General features: G+C 51.7%; 16 protein-coding genes. 4 read left to right on the forward strand and 12 right to left on the reverse strand.

The window, feature by feature from the left end:
* Positions 1 to 177: 177 nt before the first annotated feature.
* Positions 178 to 687 (reverse strand): hypothetical protein, encoded by a 510-nt coding sequence (locus tag HX807_RS03295; RefSeq protein ID WP_256324234.1) that lies wholly within the window; start codon positions 685 to 687, stop codon positions 178 to 180.
* 272 nt (positions 688 to 959) lie between these two features.
* Here HX807_RS03295 and HX807_RS03300 point away from each other — a divergent pair, with 272 nt between their 5' ends.
* Both HX807_RS03300 and HX807_RS31905 read left to right on the forward strand, forming a co-directional pair.
* Positions 960 to 1,367 carry a hypothetical protein gene (locus HX807_RS03300; RefSeq protein ID WP_177049228.1) on the forward strand — a complete coding sequence of 136 codons (408 nt, stop codon included), beginning with the start codon at positions 960 to 962 and terminating at the stop codon, positions 1,365 to 1,367.
* A gap of 18 nt (positions 1,368 to 1,385) precedes the next feature.
* Complete coding sequence (locus HX807_RS31905) at positions 1,386 to 1,583, forward strand: hypothetical protein (protein ID WP_371316447.1); 198 nt, start codon at positions 1,386 to 1,388, stop codon at positions 1,581 to 1,583.
* Between the two features lie 101 nt (positions 1,584 to 1,684).
* Here HX807_RS31905 and HX807_RS03305 read toward each other — a convergent pair whose 3' ends face one another.
* The 4 genes from HX807_RS03305 to HX807_RS03320 form a co-directional block, all read right to left on the reverse strand.
* The gene (locus tag HX807_RS03305) at positions 1,685 to 2,734 is read right to left on the reverse strand and encodes a hypothetical protein (protein WP_177049357.1); all 1,050 of its coding nucleotides are present in this window, start codon (positions 2,732 to 2,734) and stop codon (positions 1,685 to 1,687) included.
* Positions 2,731 to 3,369: a hypothetical protein gene (locus HX807_RS03310; protein ID WP_177049230.1), complete on the reverse strand. Its 639-nt coding sequence runs from the start codon at positions 3,367 to 3,369 to the stop codon at positions 2,731 to 2,733. Before HX807_RS03310 ends, HX807_RS03305 begins: the two co-directional genes overlap by 4 nt.
* A 100-nt stretch (positions 3,370 to 3,469) precedes the next feature.
* Entirely contained in the window at positions 3,470 to 3,661 is a 192-nt protein-coding gene (locus HX807_RS03315) for a hypothetical protein (protein WP_177049232.1), read from the reverse strand.
* A gap of 29 nt (positions 3,662 to 3,690) precedes the next feature.
* The gene (locus HX807_RS03320) at positions 3,691 to 4,140 is read right to left on the reverse strand and encodes a hypothetical protein (protein WP_177049235.1); all 450 of its coding nucleotides are present in this window, start codon (positions 4,138 to 4,140) and stop codon (positions 3,691 to 3,693) included.
* Between the two features lie 477 nt (positions 4,141 to 4,617).
* Here HX807_RS03320 and HX807_RS03325 point away from each other — a divergent pair, with 477 nt between their 5' ends.
* Both HX807_RS03325 and HX807_RS03330 read left to right on the forward strand, forming a co-directional pair.
* Positions 4,618 to 5,082 carry a hypothetical protein gene (locus tag HX807_RS03325; RefSeq protein WP_177049237.1) on the forward strand — a complete coding sequence of 155 codons (465 nt, stop codon included), beginning with the start codon at positions 4,618 to 4,620 and terminating at the stop codon, positions 5,080 to 5,082.
* A 352-nt stretch (positions 5,083 to 5,434) separates the two neighbouring features.
* Positions 5,435 to 6,109, forward strand: a complete 675-nt coding sequence (locus HX807_RS03330; protein ID WP_177049238.1) for a YEATS-associated helix-containing protein — start codon at positions 5,435 to 5,437, stop codon at positions 6,107 to 6,109.
* Positions 6,110 to 7,392: 1,283 nt separating this feature from the next.
* On the opposite strand, the gene HX807_RS03335 is transcribed toward HX807_RS03330, so the two are convergent.
* The 7 genes from HX807_RS03335 to HX807_RS03365 all read right to left on the reverse strand — a co-directional run bounded on the left by HX807_RS03335 (position 7,393) and on the right by HX807_RS03365 (position 19,048).
* Positions 7,393 to 8,349 carry a DUF4760 domain-containing protein gene (locus HX807_RS03335; protein ID WP_177049239.1) on the reverse strand — a complete coding sequence of 319 codons (957 nt, stop codon included), beginning with the start codon at positions 8,347 to 8,349 and terminating at the stop codon, positions 7,393 to 7,395.
* Positions 8,350 to 9,407: 1,058 nt separating this feature from the next.
* Positions 9,408 to 10,544, reverse strand: coding sequence for an XRE family transcriptional regulator (locus tag HX807_RS03340; RefSeq protein ID WP_177049240.1), 1,137 nt, complete (start codon positions 10,542 to 10,544; stop codon positions 9,408 to 9,410).
* 239 nt (positions 10,545 to 10,783) lie between these two features.
* Complete coding sequence (locus tag HX807_RS03345) at positions 10,784 to 11,176, reverse strand: hypothetical protein (protein WP_177049241.1); 393 nt, start codon at positions 11,174 to 11,176, stop codon at positions 10,784 to 10,786.
* Between the two features lie 14 nt (positions 11,177 to 11,190).
* Positions 11,191 to 13,308 carry a hypothetical protein gene (locus HX807_RS03350; RefSeq protein ID WP_177049242.1) on the reverse strand — a complete coding sequence of 706 codons (2,118 nt, stop codon included), beginning with the start codon at positions 13,306 to 13,308 and terminating at the stop codon, positions 11,191 to 11,193.
* Positions 13,301 to 14,800 (reverse strand): site-specific integrase, encoded by a 1,500-nt coding sequence (locus tag HX807_RS03355; RefSeq protein WP_177049243.1) that lies wholly within the window; start codon positions 14,798 to 14,800, stop codon positions 13,301 to 13,303. Before HX807_RS03355 ends, HX807_RS03350 begins: the two co-directional genes overlap by 8 nt.
* The gene (locus HX807_RS03360) at positions 14,778 to 16,010 is read right to left on the reverse strand and encodes a site-specific integrase (RefSeq protein ID WP_256349367.1); all 1,233 of its coding nucleotides are present in this window, start codon (positions 16,008 to 16,010) and stop codon (positions 14,778 to 14,780) included. Before HX807_RS03360 ends, HX807_RS03355 begins: the two co-directional genes overlap by 23 nt.
* Positions 16,011 to 16,150: 140 nt before the next feature.
* A complete protein-coding gene (locus HX807_RS03365; protein WP_008435294.1) occupies positions 16,151 to 19,048 on the reverse strand; it encodes a ribonucleoside-diphosphate reductase subunit alpha in 2,898 nt (965 codons plus the stop codon).
* Positions 19,049 to 19,737 lie beyond the last annotated feature (689 nt).

The raw sequence follows: 19,737 nt of genomic DNA on the forward strand, positions 1-19,737 counted from the left end.
TATTTCATTTTCTTCCTTGATGCTAAAAATGGGGGGGGCGGCAGCTCTTAACTTCCTAGTCGGCAGTACCTTGTAACTCACAGGACGAAAGACAAATATCTGAGCACGGAAGTCGTCTTAGCAGCCTGGCAGGCCTGCGTAAATGTCTAAAGAGGCGGGTGGCGGAGGGTGCCCCACTTAAATCGCCTTCAGGAGACGCTCAAGCGTTTGATGCTCCCATGTGCTCAGCATAGCAATGGGATCTGTGCCAAAGCGATTTCCCGAGTCTAAAGACCAGCGCCGTCCGTCAGGGCTTATGCACTCTTCGCAGTAGCCCAGCTCATCGCGGTCGTTATGAATAGATATTCGCCAACCTTCGACATTAACTTTGAAGCGCTCCGCATAAATTTCTTCCCATCCCCTCTCGCAGGCTCTGACCATAATTAGGCGCCCAAGAGCTACCTCCCTCAGCACTTGGCTGACCTCTCGCGCTGAGAGTGGAGCCTCTTCGGCAGCGCCATCTAGCTGCGACGAACGAGCTGCCGCTCTGGCCTCTTTCAACAATTGCTCAGCGTACATAGCCGGATCATCATCTGGCAGCGGGTAGCCTGCAGCAGATAGAGCTTCGGCGCGCTCTTCAATGAGCAGACGCTCGGGATCGCGAACCGTTTGGTAGGCTCTGCCTGGTACGCGTCGAGTTGTGTCCATTCCCGGCTCCCCAGAAGGCTGATGAATAAGAGCGACTAAATTACTTTTAGAACGATAACAGAACGCTTCGAATAGCGATGCCGAGCTCCGAATCATGAGGGTAGGATGCATTGCGATCTATGCTTCACATAGGCTCAGACACCAAGCAAGCGGAGCGCGCAGGCGTGAGGGATGCGAGCCCGCAGGGGCGAGACACGCCTTGGCGGGGCTCGATTCACGGCAGCCTGACGCCGCAGGCGGCACGCCATCAACGCCAAAAAGAGATAACTCAAATGCCCGACGATGAACTCCGCGAACTGGAGGCCAAGAGACGAAAGGCTTTGTGGATGCTTGCGAACATATCTCCAGGCGATTCGAAGGCGTTCGATCCCTTATCCATTCTTGATGACCTTGAACTTCAAGAGCGAAAAGACTCCCCTCATGCTGACAAGGCATTTGAGCTCAACCAGCTTCGGGATTGTGTCACCGTGCAGTATCACCACTCCGGAATCGACATCATTTTGGAGCAGACTATCCCCCAGCCCTGGAGGGAGCGCTTCAATCAGGCGAGTATCGGGTCGACCAGATTGTTAGATGGGCCTTACGCTGCGGACTGGTATAAATTCCTGGCTTGTTGGGAATCAGAGATGCAGCACCTCGAGGCACACAGAGCTGCCAGAAGTAAGCCCAAGCTGGATTGATGCAGACGGAGAAAAGACGTGGAACGAGACAGCGATGACACCGTGTATTGCGATATCCAAATGCCGGTGGCTCAAGGGCGGGAGCTATTGAGGTCAGTGAATGCCCTGCGAGAATCGAGAGCTCATCCAAGTCTCGACAGAGTTTTTGAGCACATGCAGTACGAGCTAAGTACGTCTATCGATTTCATATATTGCTTGCCAGCGCGGAGGCTTTGATGTCAGTGGAAACTTTTTATCGAAGTGCGGAAGCTTGCGGTCATATCCGATGGGCCTGTTAGATAGAGCGGCCAGATAGCTCTGAGAGGTGTTTTTTTAGACTAACGCTTCCGTGCTCGCCATATTTCTTCGATGTCCAGATTGGCTAAGGCATCGCGCATCAGCGTAAAGGCGTTGTCCGAAAACTGGGGAATACGAGTCGATCCAAATTCGAATACGTTACGGCACTTCAAATCTTCGTCTATGCCCAGATGTGCTCGTAGCGCTTTGGCTTTAGGTTGGGAAAGCCCGACCTTCTTCGCGAGATCGGCTGCTCCAAGATGAAATTTTTTCTGTAGATCTAACTCACGCACTGCCGCAGCCTCTGCTGGGTCATCTCCGCCGATATATCGTACAGGCGCACCTACTTTTTTCGTGAAGTGAACAACCAAGTTCACGCCTTCGCCGTCAGTACGAGTGCCCACCATCGAAAGACGGGGGAACACTTCATTGATGCCTTGGCCGCCACGCACTGCCTTTTCTACCCGATCAATATCGCGCTCGGATACTTCTACTTCTTCCACCGCGATGGATTCCATGGCCAGCATTGAACGTATACGGCCACGTGCTTCATCACGTTGACGTCTTCCCGGCTCCAACAAATCCCTAATCAGGTTGTATTCCCTGTCCACTAAAAACTCAAAATCACCTGGCGGCATAGTCGACACTGGCAGTACGCGAGCCGGAATGTTATCAATCAGGCTAATATCTAATGCTCGGAGCAGGTAGGCATCAAATGCCGTTATCAACGCCCTAGTGTTGAGGTAAAGCAAGTCTTCGGCAACAACCACCGACCAATGTTGGGCAGCATCACGCAGACTATCCACCGCGCGCATCACACCGGCTTCTTCTTGAGTCAGACCATAGTGGGCAATGCAAAGCCCAAGGCTTTTGTCGAACGAAATTGAGCGCCCTGTAACCTTATCGAATACTTTGGCCTTGTTCTGAACAAGGACTGCCTTGAGCAGCATTTCACAGGCGTGCTGAAGGTGGAGCAATACGGTAGTGATACGGCCATCGTCGTCAAAGCTATTGAAGGACTGCATCCCGATACGAAGGGAACTGACAGCTTTGATCTTAAGGGTTCGTGCGTCCCGTAAAAGCTTCATTATTCACTCCCTCGATCATGGTCAAACGCCGGGATGATCGGGTTTCGCACTACGGGGTGAGAGCTGAATTCTTCATCAATTCTCTGCAACCAGTCGGGGTTCTCGGATTTCCGGCCTGAGCCCACGATTATCTTCAGCGCGCACTCCCGACATTGGTCGAGCAGTGAGTAAGGGATTTGCTGTAGCAGCCCTTTGTACTCATCAACGTCACCATCGCGGTATCGATAAAGGTCTGCGCACCACAGGTTGTTAACCCACTCGGTGATATCTTCTCCGGAGTGCTGTGATGTACCCACTAGGACGTTGACGAAATCGACGATCCGAGGGCGCTCGCGCTTACCGAATCCTCGAGTGGTGAGACAGAAAAATTTCACCGACTTGATAGCCTGTCGGTACTTCCAGGTCAGCGAGTCCAGAGACTGCTCGTCACTCATCTCTGGCACAAGCCTATACGGGTTAATCAACTCTCCCGTGTCTCGAGCTACCGCATGAATTATTCGATTTACATTAAATGATCGCCATTCATCACGGGTGTGGCAAAACGCGCCAATGAGAATATCGTTTTCCTTTTGCAGATCCGAGATTTCCCGTTCGGTAATGCAGCCTTTACCGTCTTGATATTTAATGATTATGCGCATGTGATCTCCTGAGACTGTCCCTTCCATAGGACGCAGGATGAAGTCTAGGTGCTAATTCCTTACGCCACATCTTCCTCATCAAGCCATCGCTTAGATACCGCTATCTTTTCACCAGGCTTTTGTACCGTTCTCGTGACGCCAGGATCTGATCTCTGAGTTCTTCAGGATCAATCCTCATGCCGCCTCCTGGTGTTGTCTGAAGCGTTTGCAGGCTGTTCACCGCTTTGATGAATTCTCGTTCTTCTGCCTGTACCCAGGCAGGCCCTTTGTCTTTCCAAAAGAACCATGCCATCGCCGGCCTCGCCTCTGATTGATTCGAGATCAGAATGGGTGGGCTGCTGGCAATGTGCACTCGTCAATGAATCCTTTGCCGACATACTCCCTGTGAAGCAGCTCAGCTCGCTCAACTGCATGCCTATGAGAGTCTGCAGGTATCTCGCCAGGCTCAGCAGGAAAATCGCTTGGCTGCATCGCTCGGAGGAGATACAGCTCCTCTAGATTCTCTTGAGCTTGCCTGGTGTACCTATCTTGAAGTGCCTCGGCGACGTCTTTGAAGCCAGCGCTTGATGGGCCGTTGTCCCAGTACCACTGCTTCATATCCTGATAGATCTGAAGATGGACGCTGTCGAACCCTCCGCGATGCTCATCAATGTCGAATGTGTACCTACCGGGATCAAGCTGATAAAGGACGAGCTCTTGCAGCAGATAGGCTGTTCCATACATGCCGTTGAGGAGGATTTCGCGATGTATTACGTATGGTGACTGTTGCATCAGTGACCTCTCGCGGAGCTATGGCAACTCCTGTTTGGGGGGACTTCTGATCTGTTATGCAACTAGGCAGGCGGAGCGCGCAGGCTTGAGGATAGAAGTCCGAAGGGCCAGGACGGCGAAGCGTTGCTTGGCTGCTATTGTCATCACCTAGAGGCCGGCGTCGTTCCAATGGAGAGAGCTCAACATGAGGTAGTTGAAGGTGTCATCGAGTGTTACGGGGGCGCTATCGGGGCGAAACGAGGATGAAAAGGTCATGCCAGCATCTCTCTTGGGTGATTGCGAGAAATGAAGACCATGGGGTGCAGTTGGTCAAGGTTGTGAAGGGTAAGTTTTTTGGTTTTCCGACGAGAAATCAGTATCTTGCGAGCATACCCTTACGACTTTCCCGCCGTTTGTTAGGGGCGGCTTCATGCTTATCAAGACCGTCTTTCCCAGGCTGTGCAGGGACAGTCGCAACCTTCAAACAGGAGCAGCAAGGTGGAACGGCCTTCTTTTTTTATCGATTTCGAGGCATCAGGGATAGCCCCAGATAGCTATCCCATTGAGGTGGCTGTCGTGTCGAATGAAACCTGGTTCAGTTCGTTGATAAAGCCAGCCCGCTATTGGACGCACTGGTCGTTCGATGCGCAAGACATGCATGGTCTCACTCAGGATCATTTACTTCAGGAAGGTGATGCCCCACCCACCGTGGCGGAACGAATGAATCAGCTGTTTTCAGGGCAGGTGCTTTGCAGCGACTCACCTCAAGATGTTTTTTGGCTCGATATCCTCTACGAAGCAGCAGACCTGACGCCGACCTTCGAGTTGAAGCCTTTGGAAGTGTTTGTGGGTCGGGAGGCTGCCAGTGACATTTATCGCCTACTGCCCACGACTAGGCACCACCGAGCTCTCCATGACGCAACCGCTTTGATGAACGCATGCCGTGCTTTGTTCGAAGCTTGAACTACCAGAGGGGTGGATACCTACCCTCAGCTATGCGAAAGCGATGAGTCCATTGAAGTATGGGTGTAGCACAGCTTGTGCAACCGCTCGAACCGAAGGCAGGTGATCACGTGCCTGGCAGGAATGGCAAGCGGAGCGCGCAGGCGAGCGGGATGAGCGCCCGGAGGGCTGAGTTTGACTCGTCTGTGCCTCAGTTCACGGCCCCCCTTCCCGGCAGGCGACTCGCCATAATCGCCCATTTTCCTTGACTGATTCCATTACGCCATCCACGCGATGGGTTGTATCAAGATCAGCACTTCAAGCACTATGCCAATAAGCCACTACAAAACGAAAAATTCGCAAGGAGGGCAAAATGCTCGCATTGGTTTTATGGACGCTCGTTGGCACTGGTGCGGTTGGAGGTTTCGCTGGCCATCTGCTTTACGGTGGAAGCTGGGGATGGAACGTAGGGAAAAACGTTTTGCTGGGCATCTGCGCTGCGCTTATGGTTCCTCTTTTTTTCAACACTATATCCAGCACTTTGCTTCAAGAGATTCTGAGCAATAGCGAGCTTGACTCTACTAAATATCTCATCCTCATTGGGTTCTGCCTAATAGCATCGATATCCGCCCAGAAATTCATCCGCCTAATGAGTGCTAATGTAATTAAAGAGCTTAGAGAGGTGAAGGAGAAAGTTGAAGCAGCACAGACCAAAGCGGAGTCGGCCTTGGAAGCGACGGAGAGCTCCATGGAGCCGGAGGCTGGGCCACTGAGTTCAAAAGACCAAGAGGTTTTCGCCGGATTAGACCATACAACCAAGCTAGTTCTGATCCACCTCCTTGATGGCCCTTACACAATGAGGTCGGCTACAGGTCTAGCTCAAGAGCTTGAGTTGAAACTTGAACTTGTCAACGAAGCTTTGATTGCCCTTCAGGAAATGAATTTTGTAAGACGTGGAGTAAATGCCAAAAATCAGAAAAGATGGTATTTGACTGGCTCGGGTAAAAAAGGAGCAATGGAATTAAAAAAGGTTCTAATACCGTCCTGAGAAAATGGATGCGAGATAATGAGGCGACATCATGAAGATGGCCCTCAGTGGAGCATGGCTAAGTCGCAAGATGTTTTGCACCGTTTGGCCTCCCGGCGCATTCAGCCTCTCCGTGCGCTGCGACCGAATAATGCGCCGGAGACTCAGGCAAGCGGAGCGCGCAGGCGTGCGGGATGTCAGCCCGTAGGGCCGAGACATGGTAGGCCATGGCTCGGTTCACGACAGCCTTCCACCAAGGCGTTACGCCATAACCATCAACCAGCTTCAACCAATCTGCAGTAAGTGTTGGATCGCCCCCTGGAAATAGGGCAAGAAATACTGCGAATTGACACAGTAGAGAGCGAACGCCACGAGTACACATACCGCATTGTCGAGCTGACAGATCTCTTGACCTGACGCGCTTGTGTGGTTTTTGGCGCCTGCTACTGGGATACTCCTGCTAGCGCAAGGGCGCGGCAGGAGAGGGGCATTGAGCTCACGCCCTAGGAGACTCTTTTGGATGTTTCAATGCCATGTATGTGCCGCGCTAGATAGCTCCAGGCAAGCGGAGCACGTAGGCGTCCAAGATAAGCGCTCAAAGGGCCGAGACGTGGCTCAGTTCACGCTATTCATACTCCATCGGCGGCACGCAATAGCTGCATCAATTGTACGTGGTGAGATAGATCTGAAATTATCAGAAACAAGAGAGCGGCTGCCACGACCATTGTTCGAGACCGGCATCGGTGCCCGTGAGGCCAAGAGCGCTAACGCTAGAAAGTGATTTTTGGTTTCAGGGATAGTTCGCAATCGGTTAATACGAAAAAAACACGCATCTTCCTAGAAAAGCTTCGTCGCTACGTCTATCGTGAGAGATGGCTGATAGCATAGAGCTGCAGCTCATTGCAAAAATTTGGGGTGATCATGACTACGAAGATAGTTTGTTATGGCGGTAGGTCTGCTTACGAATCAAAGGAGCTAGATCGAGTTCAGGCATACACGCTTAGCGTTGTTGAACATGTGCTGGGCTCCAATCAGTTTTTAGTCCAACCTTCCGAACAAGACTTTAATAAAGTTCTGCTGGATAGGCTAAAGACTGAGGGGTTTCTTATTTCTGAAAATCTATTTACAAAAATGGTAGCGGACGGGTTTGTTAAACCTAGCACGGTATTTAGTAGGGATAACTTGCACGACACGATAAACCTTTGTAAAGCACATACGTCTGATGAGTGGGCCGCGTTAGACGCCGAAGACGCTTAATTATAGCCAGGGGCAGGGCTCGCTCAAGCCCTGCGATATAATTGTGCTTAGCCGTTAGTCGCAGGACGGATTGGCGTTGCTTCGTGCTGAGGCTCGCTATGACTCGTTGTTAGTTTGGCATTCAACATTTTGTCGATAACCTCCTGAGAGGGATACATGTCGTAGGGTTCAACCGGCATGTTGTTTTTTGCCCTTGTAGTCAATGATCCATCGGTATTCCAACGATCAACCAGCTTGATTAGGTTGCAAAAAATACCCTCCCCATCAAGGCGTTGATGGGATTTGATAGCGTAATAGCCGCGTTTCTCAAGGCCAGTGACGATCTCCTCGTAACACTCTTTTACGAGACGCTCCTCAAAGTCTCCGCTAATAACGCCTACACTTATGAACTCATAGAAATTCAAGACGTAGTTGAAGTCCCTTACTGCTTGTACATAGTGCTCTGGAATCTCAGCGTGGACGAATTTCTTGTCACTAGGGTTGTTCGCGTAGTCAACCAGCGTTGGGTGAACTGAACGTCTGGGTGGGAAATTTTTAGTAGCGTTATCGTTTCTTTTGAAAAAGAGCTCGCTATATCGATGACTCATGATGGTGTTGACTGTGTGTGCTTTTCTGGCAGCGGCAGAGCTTATCGTGGCTTGCACCCACCAACCTGCACCAAGCAGCGAGGAACTTGCGAAAAGGGCAAGTGAGGTCTGATAATCCTTCGTGACTCCTTGGTATCTAAGAACTAGGTAGGTGCTTATCGAAACCAAGAAAAAACTATAGGCGATATACTTAATCCCCACTTTCGTCTCTTGATATTTTTCAGAGATTATTCGGTATAGGGTTAGTATGATAAGCGAAGAAATTGCGCTGAAAATAAAGAAATAAACCCATTCGTCAAGCTCTTGTTTTGCAAGAAAGCCTATTGCTTCGCCAGATTTCCTGAAAATTGCGATAACGATTAAAAGTAAAATAGAGGCAATCAGTATGCCTTGCGTAAATGTAGGCTTTTTATTCATGGGAACTCCTTTTCAGACATTAAAAAAAGGCCCCATTAGGAGCCCTTTTTTTTCCAAGAAAATTACTCTTGGCAGCCACTATTAGTGATTATCATGTTTTCTCCTGTCAGTAATCAGTCAGAATGCATCCTTAATTTATAATAGAGTCGCGACGAAAGCTAGCCCGACGCGAGAAAACGTCCTAAGAATGCTACTCCATTGACCTAGCAGAGAGCGCCGATAGGAGGCGTGCGAGAGGGCAAGCCTTCAGTTTCAGCTCGCGATAATCGTAAGCGCAGCCTCCAAAGAGCCGAGAAACAGCTCAGCGGTGGCTCGGTTCACACCAGGCATACGCCATAACCACCGCACGGCTGTACCAGGAAGAATCTGAAATGACCTGCGATGAACTCCGCAAGATTGAGAGAGCTAGGCGAAGAACTCTTTGGATGCTTGCCTACATCCACCCTGGCGATCCACTGAGCTAGCGACACTTACGCTAAGCCTGCTTAGGTTCAGGAGAATGCGCGTTCCGAGCGCACTGCAAAGCTAAGCCGTACGCGTCTGCGAGGTGAGGCGCAATACAGCCCCCCATGCTCATATGTTGTGTAATCACGTTGGAATGATCTGCGTCATCCAATTTTCGAAAAAAAATCAGCCAGCTGTGCAGGTGCGGAGTCGTCTGCGTGGGATGGCTCCCCGCTGCCGCAGAAAGCTTTCTAGCACCCTGATCGTCGGTCATCACAGCTAAACCACGACTCATGGCGAATGCGATAGAGGACAACTCCCCCTTTCCAAGACGCCTAAGGTTTTCCAACCTACTGATGGCTTGAAGATCATCGAGACTGCAAGCATGTACCGGAAACTGGCCCTTTTCACGTGCATCAATTAGTCGACGCTGCAGCTCGCGGCTAGCGTCGGTTGGTGATGTGCGGTGCTTTACTAGACACTCGTAGTTCACGAATTCCGTGACGCAGAAGTGGCATTGCGCAGCCAGCGCAGCGCGGTACAACGTTCCAGACGATAGTACATTCCATACCGAACAGGTGTCTGTCACATTGATCAAATGGAAGCGGGACGGGTCAATGGCCATTGGGGGATCTTCCATAAAGGCTGAGCAACTCTTGAAGCCCTCCCAAGTCACAAAGCAAGGCTTCAGCCAGACGCCCCTGGGTTATGACGCCACGACTCTCAGCGTCCAGACATAGCGCTACGTAACTATCAGACAGTCCCTTCTCCAGTAACCTGGCCTTTCGTTCACGCTGATGCGTCGTCAACTGAGCCGGTAATTCCGGATCAATCTTTAGTTCTCTCGGCACGCGGTAAGACTTTATCCGCTGCAATGCTAGCGCGCTAATAAGTCCCTCGGACTTCAGGCTTATGCCCAAGGCTACGCAGCTGACACGCAATTGATGAGCCCAATGCTCGGTATTTGCCTGCGTCCATTGTTCTGGATCAGGGAGCTGTCGAAGGAATTCTGGAGGCATTAAATACCGGGAAGCGAAGGCGTTTGCTCTCACTTCTACAAGATCATCGTTAGCCGCGCGGGCATATGTGATACTGGGGCCACTCTTGGCGTCGAAAAGAGCGTGAGCAAACTCATGTGCGGCGCTAAACCGTTGCCGGTATACGTCTTCGCTGTAGTTGACCAGAATGCACTTTCCAGCGGTAGGGTGAGCTAAAAAGAGCCCTGATATGTTGGAATTGCCAAGCTTCCGACGGAATACGTGCACGCCGGTCTGGCGAATCTCTTGATACACATCCCGAGGGACGGCATTGCTAGCGTGCTGGTTGAAGCGGCGAAAGGCTTCAGCCGCTCGGATCCCATCATTTTTAAAATGCCCAAAAGCCTGGGGCGCGGGAAACTCGAGCTGTTTTGCATTCAGCTCTCTCATCAAGAAGTCCTCTGTTTCGCAGAGGTACAGGAATTCCTGCACAGATCTACGATCATCCTTGGTGAATTCAGCGCCGTGCCTGCGATACAGGATTTCGGTCTGTTCAAAGGGGGCGAGTTGCTCGTTCGAGATGAAGAATTTGAAGTTGCAGTGGTAGAGGTCTGCCAGGATAAGCACTTCGTCACCGGTAGGCGCTTGGGAGCCGGCTTCAACTGACAGCAGGCGTTCAAGGGGGATGCGGGTCACCGCACTTACCTCCTCCTTGCTCATCGCGAGCTGCTCGCGATACCGAGACAGCTTTGAACCCAAAACAGTTAGATTCATTGCTACACCCACTCTCCTGATCGGGACGGTCTGATCCTAAATGTATTTGGCATGGTCTGGCTATAGCCTCACCCGATAGCCGCAGGTCAGCGGCGAGCATCAGAACCTAGAGCAAACAGCGTTTGCAGATCGACTGGTAGGTAATCAATCCGGTTGACGCATCTCCGCAGTCAACCGGGGAATCAATGCAAGGAACCAGCGGGTTAGTGGGGCGGGCCACACACGTGGATGGCCTCTCCTTACGAAAGCTCTTTGGTTTTGACGTAAGGCAACGGTCGCTCCAAATCCTCCAAACTCATACCCCGCCGTGAAGCGTTATGAGCCCAGCGCACAAACTGCTCCAGCAGCTTGTTGTTTTCGCGAGTAAGGCGTTGTACGCGCTCTTGCAGTTCTTTGTGTCGAGTATCCATGAGCGCTATTTCGGGAGGCTTGGTTGAGCCCTCATCTGAACCCCTGCATCGATCTTTCGCATGATTCCAAGCGTCTTTAATTCGATCATGTCTCAACATTGCTGCCTTGGTGTATCGATGACCTACATCAACAGATAGAGCTTCTAGATACAGATCCCATGTCAGCTTTCCTGACCAACCGTCCAGCATCAATACCGACTGATTGATCATCGAGTCGGACATCTTAGGTGCGCCCATTAGAAGAACCCCATCGACATAAGAGCGTTTTCAGCTTCATCTGTAGGATCAACCTCTACCGGGTGATTTACATCTGTAGCTATCATTCTGACGGCATGAGCCAATCCGGTTTTGGACTGAGTATTCTCAGGTGGGGGGAGGGTGATCATGGTTCCATTAGGGATCGTTTCATCGTTCATCTTCTCCAATATGAGAGCCCAGCGCTGCATACGGGGATGATTCTGCTTCAGCCAGCGTGCTGCACCTGGCTCACCACCCTCAAGCGCGGCTGTAGCGGCTGCAACGGCCTTGGCGTGAATGTTGTATTGGAATTCAGCCTCCTCACGGTGGCGTTTATCACCCTTTACGAAAACGTGCTCTGAGCAGTTAGAGCAGTCTTTATCTAGAGGGCAGGGAGTCAGAGCGTAAGGGTGCTTACAGAGACCGAAGCGAGTTACGCTGATTGACCCTAGCTCGATTCCCATTGCCTCATGCTCAGTCAATGCGTGGCTGGCGATAAGCCCTTGAACTTTTTCATTCAGCGCTTCACCGGAAGAAATGCCACCAATGTTGTCGCCAAGTTTTAGGTACGCTTCGATGAAGGCTTCTTGTGGCACGTGGTCGTACCATTTGTTTTGCATTACGCTCTTTCGCCCCGACCAAAAGGCGATTAGAGACTCGCTCAAGTGCTTGCTTTGAGCAAGTGTGTTCAAAAGGTGACGGAATCCGTGGGTGGTTATAGCCATAGGGCTGCCGTCCCTGTTTGTTTTTCCATGACGGGAGAAAATTGTAACTCCGGCAGGGTTGGCACCTAGTTGGTTGTTGATTTGGTTAATGCTGAATACTGACGGAACATTGTGAAGTGTCTCTGCGATAGGGTTAATAATGTTCTCAGGTAATACAAACAACGCCTGATGCCATTTAAGTCCTGTCGACCCGTCTAAAATTGGAAATATTTCTGGGAGTTTTGCCAGGACGACCTTTTCAAGTGAGGCGAAGTCAAAAAGGCTCGCCCAATACCGCCCAGCAGCTCCAGTTCGAGATGAAATGTTCGTTTTGCCATCGATCTTCACAAGCCCAAACCGAGACGCGTGGCTGGATTGAATTTCAGTAGGTTTGCCCAGTATCTTAGAGGCCTCATAAAGAGTTATCGGCTGCCCCCTTAAGTGCTTCATATCATCAGGCAGGTAAAGCTGCCCCGGATTCTCGGCATACCAAAGAGCCGCCCTTCTAGATGACGCGCCAAGATCAAGTAGAAAGTCGACTGTTTCAGTTGCAAGCTTTTCAAACTGCTCGGACGCCGCGAATTTAGTTAGCGGCATCCCACCCTTAGCCGGATCCCATGCAATACCCATCATGAGGCCTTCTTCGCCTTGTACATGTCGGATACAGTTCACAGGAAGAGTGAGTATCTCAGAGCCCCGGCTAGGAGCAAACATTGCCAACGTAACGAACGAAGTTACAACACGGTCTGGGATATGCTTGCTTGTATGATGAATTTCAGCTAGGTCTAGAATTGTCTGTACACTAGGAAGACGGCTAACGACTTTGTCGTTATTCTTCGGGGCTACACGATCAGCACGGATAGGTTGTTTATAAGTAATTGGAGATACCCAATCGAGTGGTACGGGTGTCAATTTTGCTGGAGCAATGATTTGAGTCGTTAGCCGCTCTAAGCAACGACCTACGCTCCATGCATCGTCGAAGCGGAGCTGTAACAAGCTTGCTGCGTCGTCCAGAATGTTTGCATCCACCTGAGTGACACACGCGGGCTTGCCTGAGTCTAGGAGGGCTTGCTCAATCGCTTGCATGGCATACAGATAGCGCTTGAACTCTTGAAGGTGAAAGCGTCGCATGATTTCGCTGAATGCCGATTTTGCAAATTCAAGAAACGGCATCGAAAAAGGAATTATGACGGTTGACTTGTTGCGGGAAGGATCGCGCAGTGATTTGAAGTGCGCAATCTTCTTTGTCTTGCCTTGGTTTTTACCGATGTTGAAGCTAGTAATATTCCAGCTATTATCTTCCCAACAAATACTTGTGAATGGTGTGTTAACCTTTGCATGTAGGATGAATTTTTCCAGGTTGGTGGCCGCAGCCACTCCCGCTTTTCCTGCGAAATGAACAATATCAACCATGTGAGATTACTACCTCAGCCGTCCTACTATCTCGTACCGTCATGATCTGTTGAATCGCAGACATAGCATTATGATTTATCTGTTGAATTCGTGGCTCTGTCTCGACTTTCTGATCTTCGATCAACGTCACCATCAAGGTTTCCCAGGGGGCGTTGATTAACGGCTCAAAATATGGGCATGACAAGCAGGCAATGGGTGCGTGCTGATGGCATTCCGCGCGAGTACCGCAAGCACCCAAGGCCTCCCCAGTTAACCTCAGATAATCAGCGATAACGCATTCGTCATCTCCGGCACGACTAGCCTCACCCAGATGATCAATTAGACGTCCTTGGAAAGCACTGGCGAAGTAATCCATTTCCTTTCCTAGCGCTTGTCGTATCGGCTTTTGGAGCTCAGGCATTGATGCCCTATAAAATTTAATACAAGAGGTGCTTCGGTGTGTAAGCAGTCTTGCTACCTCAGCATCAGATGCACCTTGAGCTAGCGCGCGCGTTGCCATGGTGTAACGAAAACGGTATGGGGTGATGTGAATTGGGCCTTCTAGCCGTTCCGAGAAGGTAGGCAGTGCCGCCAGAGTATCAGTTATTAGTAAGCTCAGCTCTCCAGGTGAACCTCGAAATAAAGCTTCATCCTTAGGGCTTTCCGTAGGGAAGTACAAATCCAAATAGTTAATCAAACATTCAGATAAAACTGTTGGAGCCTTTCTGATCCAATATTCATCTTTAATTATCCCCTGTCCCTTAGCTAGCGGTATTCTGAGGGTGACCTCCATGCCTAACCTATCGTGAATAATTACATCACTTCGTCTCATGCGACGGATTTGAACGGGGCGAACACCCGTTCCAATAAAAAACCAGCATAAAGTAAAAGCAAATAGAGAGACGTGATTGCTTGCATACCCTTGGTTTAACGCATGATGAATATTATGCAGTTCCTGATTTGTCAGTGCGCCTTTCTCGGGGTCATTGGTAATCAGAGTGTAGTACGAGCCGCCCCCTTTTTGCTCCCACTTGTAATCATTTTCTAAAAAGTCTTTAACTTCTTCCGAGAGGCCGGGAAGTGATTGTTGTTTTACTCTGCGCAGTATTGGGATGATAAAGGCTCTGTAAGAGGGCTTGATATCTAAGATTGTACTAACTTCTGCAAGACTTATGTTTTCGCAAAGTCCAATGTTCTTTTGCGTAAACCAGGCGCTTAGAGCTTTGCTGATAGTGGAGTTGTAGCTAAGGCTGTGTGTGCTGAGGGTGCTGGATAAACAGATAAAGAGACTGCCGTGAAAAGAATTTCGCTCGTCTAATATGTCAAAATATACTGGGCACGACTTGCCATCCCTGTCGAGTATGGCAAGTTTAGTCCCTGATGAGACAGTAACAACTCGACCATCAAGGAGCACAATCTCTTTTTTAAGTTCTTTTACTTCTAAGTTTGCATCGGTAGCATTTAGTAAGTTTTTTACGTTGTGCGCCATTTTAAGCCTTGCCTGCGATTTCATTTGCTAACTCTTCCGCAATTCGATCTGCCTTCTCTCGAATTGATCTCGCTCCGTACCTCGAAGCCATTTTTGAGTTTTCTGACCACCCGTTGATAAGACAACGGATCTTCTTTTCTTCCTCGGGGGGCATACGCTTTTCAGGCGGTAGGGCATCAATCTTCCTGCTCAATCGGTCATTCCATGTCCTACGCATGGTGTGTGGTGCGAAGAATTTCGGTATCGATTTTGAGTTTTTTCGCGCAGTTTCAAAAATCAGATTAATAGCTGACGTTGACATCTGATTCCCGGATCTAGTGATGAACAGATATCCATGAGCGCGCTTCTTCACAGGTATCTTGCTCCAGTAATCCCTAACAAATTCACGATAAAGATCGGTGGTTTTTTGGGAGATCGCTAATTTACGTGGGCGCGTTTTTGAAACTCGAACCTGTACCCGCTTTCGGGCGTAGTCAACGTCTTCAACACGGATGTGTCTTAACTCATTACGCCGCTGGGAGTTATCCGACAACATTCTGTAGATCAAAAAATTCCGGGCTTGGATAAAACCCTCTTTGAACGGGTTTTCAGCAGATCCAGGTGTGAATACACCCTCTACATGAATCATTACATCCTCAGGGAGGCCCTCTACAGGGTCTCCCTGTGATGGATTTCCCGACCTTGGAGCTAGAGAGCGGAGTCTCTGAATTGCCATCTCTCGGGCTTCTTTCAGATTCTGCTGATCGCTCGTCAGCACCTGGTTACATAGGCGTTGATGATGGTGATTAAGAAATCTGACTATCGTCTGGATTCTATAGCCGCCCTCAGCTGCTGAGCTCTGGCTGGTCGACTGAGTTGTTGCCATGCTGCCGCGCACTTGCTCAAGTCGGATAATCTTCTGCGGCTTTGCTACGACTGCCGCCTGGACTTCAAGATCTTGCGCAGCCCTATTCATTCGCAGAAAGTTGGCCAAGTCTTCGCATTGTTCCAATGACAGAAATGCCTGCGACGTTAGCGCTGTGTGGATATCGATCTTCCGAGCATGTGCCCACATGTAGGCCATGCCGATGGTGCGAAGGACTTTTTCTGTAGTCGGTAGCGCGGCTCCTTTGCCCCGGTATCGAACGGTTGCATAGACATTAGGTAAGAAGGGGGGATTGCCTTCCTCATCCACCAACACGGCCATAGGTAGGCCATCAGTGGCGGTGAAGGATTTGATTCGGATGGCTTTCAATGTATACGTTCCCTGAACCTGCGATAGCATGGCGGGAGTATAGAAACTTCGTATTTTTCTGTAAACAAAAAAACCCCCTGTTTTATCAGGGGGTTATGGAGTTCTAAAGCTTAATGTATACGTTTATTTGAACCTGGCTGTCATTGGCAAGCTTCGCAATCCGGCTCGTCGATCGCGCAGGCTTTAGGCACTGGCGCCGGGCCGGCAGGTGCGGCGAGAACCGAATCATCACCGTGGTTGCCGCCGCTGGAAACAGCGTTCAGCTTGCCGGTGTTGATGGTCGACTTCTCGGTGCTGGTGGCAGCCAGGGCACGGAGGTAGTAAGTGGTTTTCAGGCCACGGTACCAGGCCATGCGGTAGGTCACGTCGAGCTTCTTGCCCGATGCGCCGGCGATGTACAGGTTCAGCGACTGAGCCTGGTCGATCCACTTCTGGCGACGGCTGGCGGCGTCGACGATCCACTTGGTGTCCACTTCGAAGGCGGTCGCGTAGAGCTCTTTGAGTTCTTGCGGGATGCGCTCGATCTGCTGCACCGAACCGTCGTAGTACTTCAGGTCGTTGATCATGACCGAGTCCCACAGGCCGCGGGCTTTCAGGTCGCGAACCAGGTACGGGTTGATCACGGTGAATTCGCCCGACAGGTTCGATTTCACATACAGGTTCTGGTAGGTCGGTTCGATCGACTGCGACACGCCAGTGATGTTGGCGATGGTGGCGGTCGGTGCGATGGCCATGATGTTGGAGTTACGAATGCCTTTCTGCACGCGGGCACGTACCGGCGCCCAGTCCAGGGATTCGTTCAGGTCAACGTCGATGTACTTCTGGCCACGTTGCTCGATCAGGATCTGTTGCGAATCCAGCGGCAGGATGCCTTTGGACCACAGCGAACCCTGGAACGTCTCGTAGGCGCCACGCTCGTCGGCCAGGTCGCAGGAAGCCTGGATCGCGTAGTAGCTGACCGCTTCCATGGACTTGTCGGCGAACTCGACTGCAGCGTCCGAACCGTAAGGAATGTGCTGCAGGTACAGCGCGTCCTGGAAGCCCATGATGCCCAGGCCGACCGGACGGTGCTTGAAGTTGGAGTTCTGCGCCTGGGGTACCGAGTAGTAGTTGATGTCGATAACGTTATCGAGCATGCGAACGGCGGTGTTCACGGTGCGTTCCAGCTTGGCGGTGTCCAGCTTGCCGTTGACGATGTGGTTCGGCAGGTTGATCGAGCCCAGGTTGCAAACGGCGATCTCGTCCTTGTTGGTGTTCAAGGTGATCTCGGTGCACAGGTTCGAGCTGTGGACCACGCCCACGTGCTGCTGCGGGCTGCGCAGGTTGCACGGGTCTTTGAAGGTCAGCCATGGGTGGCCGGTTTCAAACAGCATGGAGAGCATTTTGCGCCACAGGTCTTTGGCCTGGATGGTCTTGAACAGCTTGACCTTGCCCGGGTATTCGGTGAGGGCTTCGTAGTACTCGTAGCGCTCTTCGAAAGCCTTGCCGGTCAGGTCGTGCAGGTCCGGTACTTCGGATGGCGAGAACAGGGTCCACTTGCCGTCATCGAAGACGCGCTTCATGAACAGGTCAGGGATCCAGTTGGCGGTGTTCATGTCGTGGGTACGACGACGGTCATCACCGGTGTTCTTGCGCAGCTCGATGAACTCTTCGATGTCCATGTGCCAGGTTTCCAGGTAGGCACATACAGCGCCCTTGCGCTTGCCACCCTGGTTCACGGCTACGGCGGTGTCGTTCACTACTTTGAGGAACGGTACAACGCCCTGGGACTTGCCGTTGGTGCCCTTGATGTACGAACCCAGCGCACGCACCGGGGTCCAGTCGTTACCCAGGCCGCCAGCGAATTTGGACAGCATGGCGTTGTCGTGGATCGCGTGGTAGATGCCCGACAGGTCATCCGGCACGGTGGTCAGGTAGCAGCTGGACAGCTGTGGACGCAGGGTACCGGCGTTGAACAGGGTCGGGGTCGACGACATGTAGTCGAAGGACGACAACAGGTTGTAGAACTCGATGGCACGGTCTTCTTTCTGCTTCTCTTCGATCGCCAGGCCCATGGCCACGCGCATGAAGAACACTTGCGGCAGTTCGAAGCGGATCCCGTCCTTGTGGATGAAGTAACGGTCGTACAGGGTTTGCAGGCCCAGGTAAGTGAACTGCTGGTCGCGCTCGTGGTTGATCGCCTTGCCGAGTTTTTCCAGGTCGAAGGTGGCCAGGATCGGGTTCAGCAATTCGAATTCGATACCCTTGGCGATGTAGGCCGGCAGGGCCTTGGCGTACAGGTCGGCCATCTCGTGGTGGGTGGCGCTGTCGGCGACTTTCAGGAAGCCCAGGCCTTCGGCACGCAGGGTGTCCATCAGCAGGCGCGCGGTGACGAACGAGTAGTTCGGCTCACGCTCGACCAGGGTACGGGCGGTCATCACCAGTGCGGTGTTGACGTCGGTCAGGGCCACGCCGTCGTACAGGTTCTTCAGGGTTTCGCGCTGGATCAGGTCGCCATCGACTTCTTCCAGGCCTTCGCAGGCCTCGGTGATGATGGTGTTCAGGCGGCCCAGGTCCAGCGGTGCAAACGTACCGTCGGCCAGGGTGATGCGGATCGACGGGTGAGCTTGTACGGCAGCTTCTTCGGCCGGGGAACGTACGGCACGTTCCTTGGCGCGCGAGTCACGGTAGATCACGTAGTCGCGGGCGACTTTCTGCTCGCCGGCACGCATCAGGGCCAGTTCGACCTGGTCCTGGATTTCTTCGATGTGAATGGTGCCGCCCGATGGCATGCGACGCTTGAAGGTTGCGGTGACCTGTTCGGTCAGGCGGGCAACGGTGTCGTGGATGCGCGACGAGGCAGCAGCGGTGCCGCCTTCAACTGCAAGAAACGCTTTGGTGATCGCGACGGTGATTTTGTCATCGGTGTAAGGAACGACAGTGCCGTTACGCTTGATCACGCGCAATTGGCCGGGCGCGGTGGCGGACAGATCCAGGTTCGAATCAGCGGCCTGCGGCACGGAGCCCTGCGGGTTCTCGCGAGTTGTGTCGGTTTGCATGGGGGGTTGTCTCCACATTCTATATTTATTTGGGCACCATCACGGTGCCCACCGTTCCGTCCTGAAGCACTTACAACAGGCCAGGGGCCTGGCATAACAACTTCGGGACAGGAGGAAGGGAGCTGTTCGCGCCGCTTCCATGCCGAAGTCTTCGGTTACAAGCCTTGGGGCTCTTTACCGTATTCCTGGTGGGTGACAGTTTCGTACTGCAACACCCGTACCGTTTTCGCCTGATCGGGGCAGAAAACGGCTGCCATCCGCGTGCGCGGTTTGGTCTTCTGAAAAAGGCTTAAGTTCACCAAACAGGGGCAAGAAAGAGCTTGAGTTTCTTGTCTGATTTGTGTTTGGTCTTTTCGCTGAAAACCCTACATGTAGGGTTTTTTTGGCGACGACCTACAAGATAATGCGTTTTGGGGGGCTTAGCAACGGACTACCTGTGGATAACGCTGTGGGTAAAATGTGTATGAAACGTGGAATGGCCGTGTAGGCCGCAGTACTGCTGCATTGCGCCGTTTGTCACCGAATATTCCGAGGTAAAAACAACCGGTTGGATTTTTGCGGGCGCGAACCCTATCACAAAAAAACACGATGTCCGAACCCATTTGCGCGCTTGTGGCAGAGGGCCTGCCCGTTGCTACAATCGGCGGTTATCCATACAGTTTATGCCTCGCCTACATGACAACTGTAGG

It is taken from the genome of Pseudomonas sp. D8002 (assembly GCF_013385695.1).
Lineage (GTDB): Bacteria > Pseudomonadota > Gammaproteobacteria > Pseudomonadales > Pseudomonadaceae > Aquipseudomonas.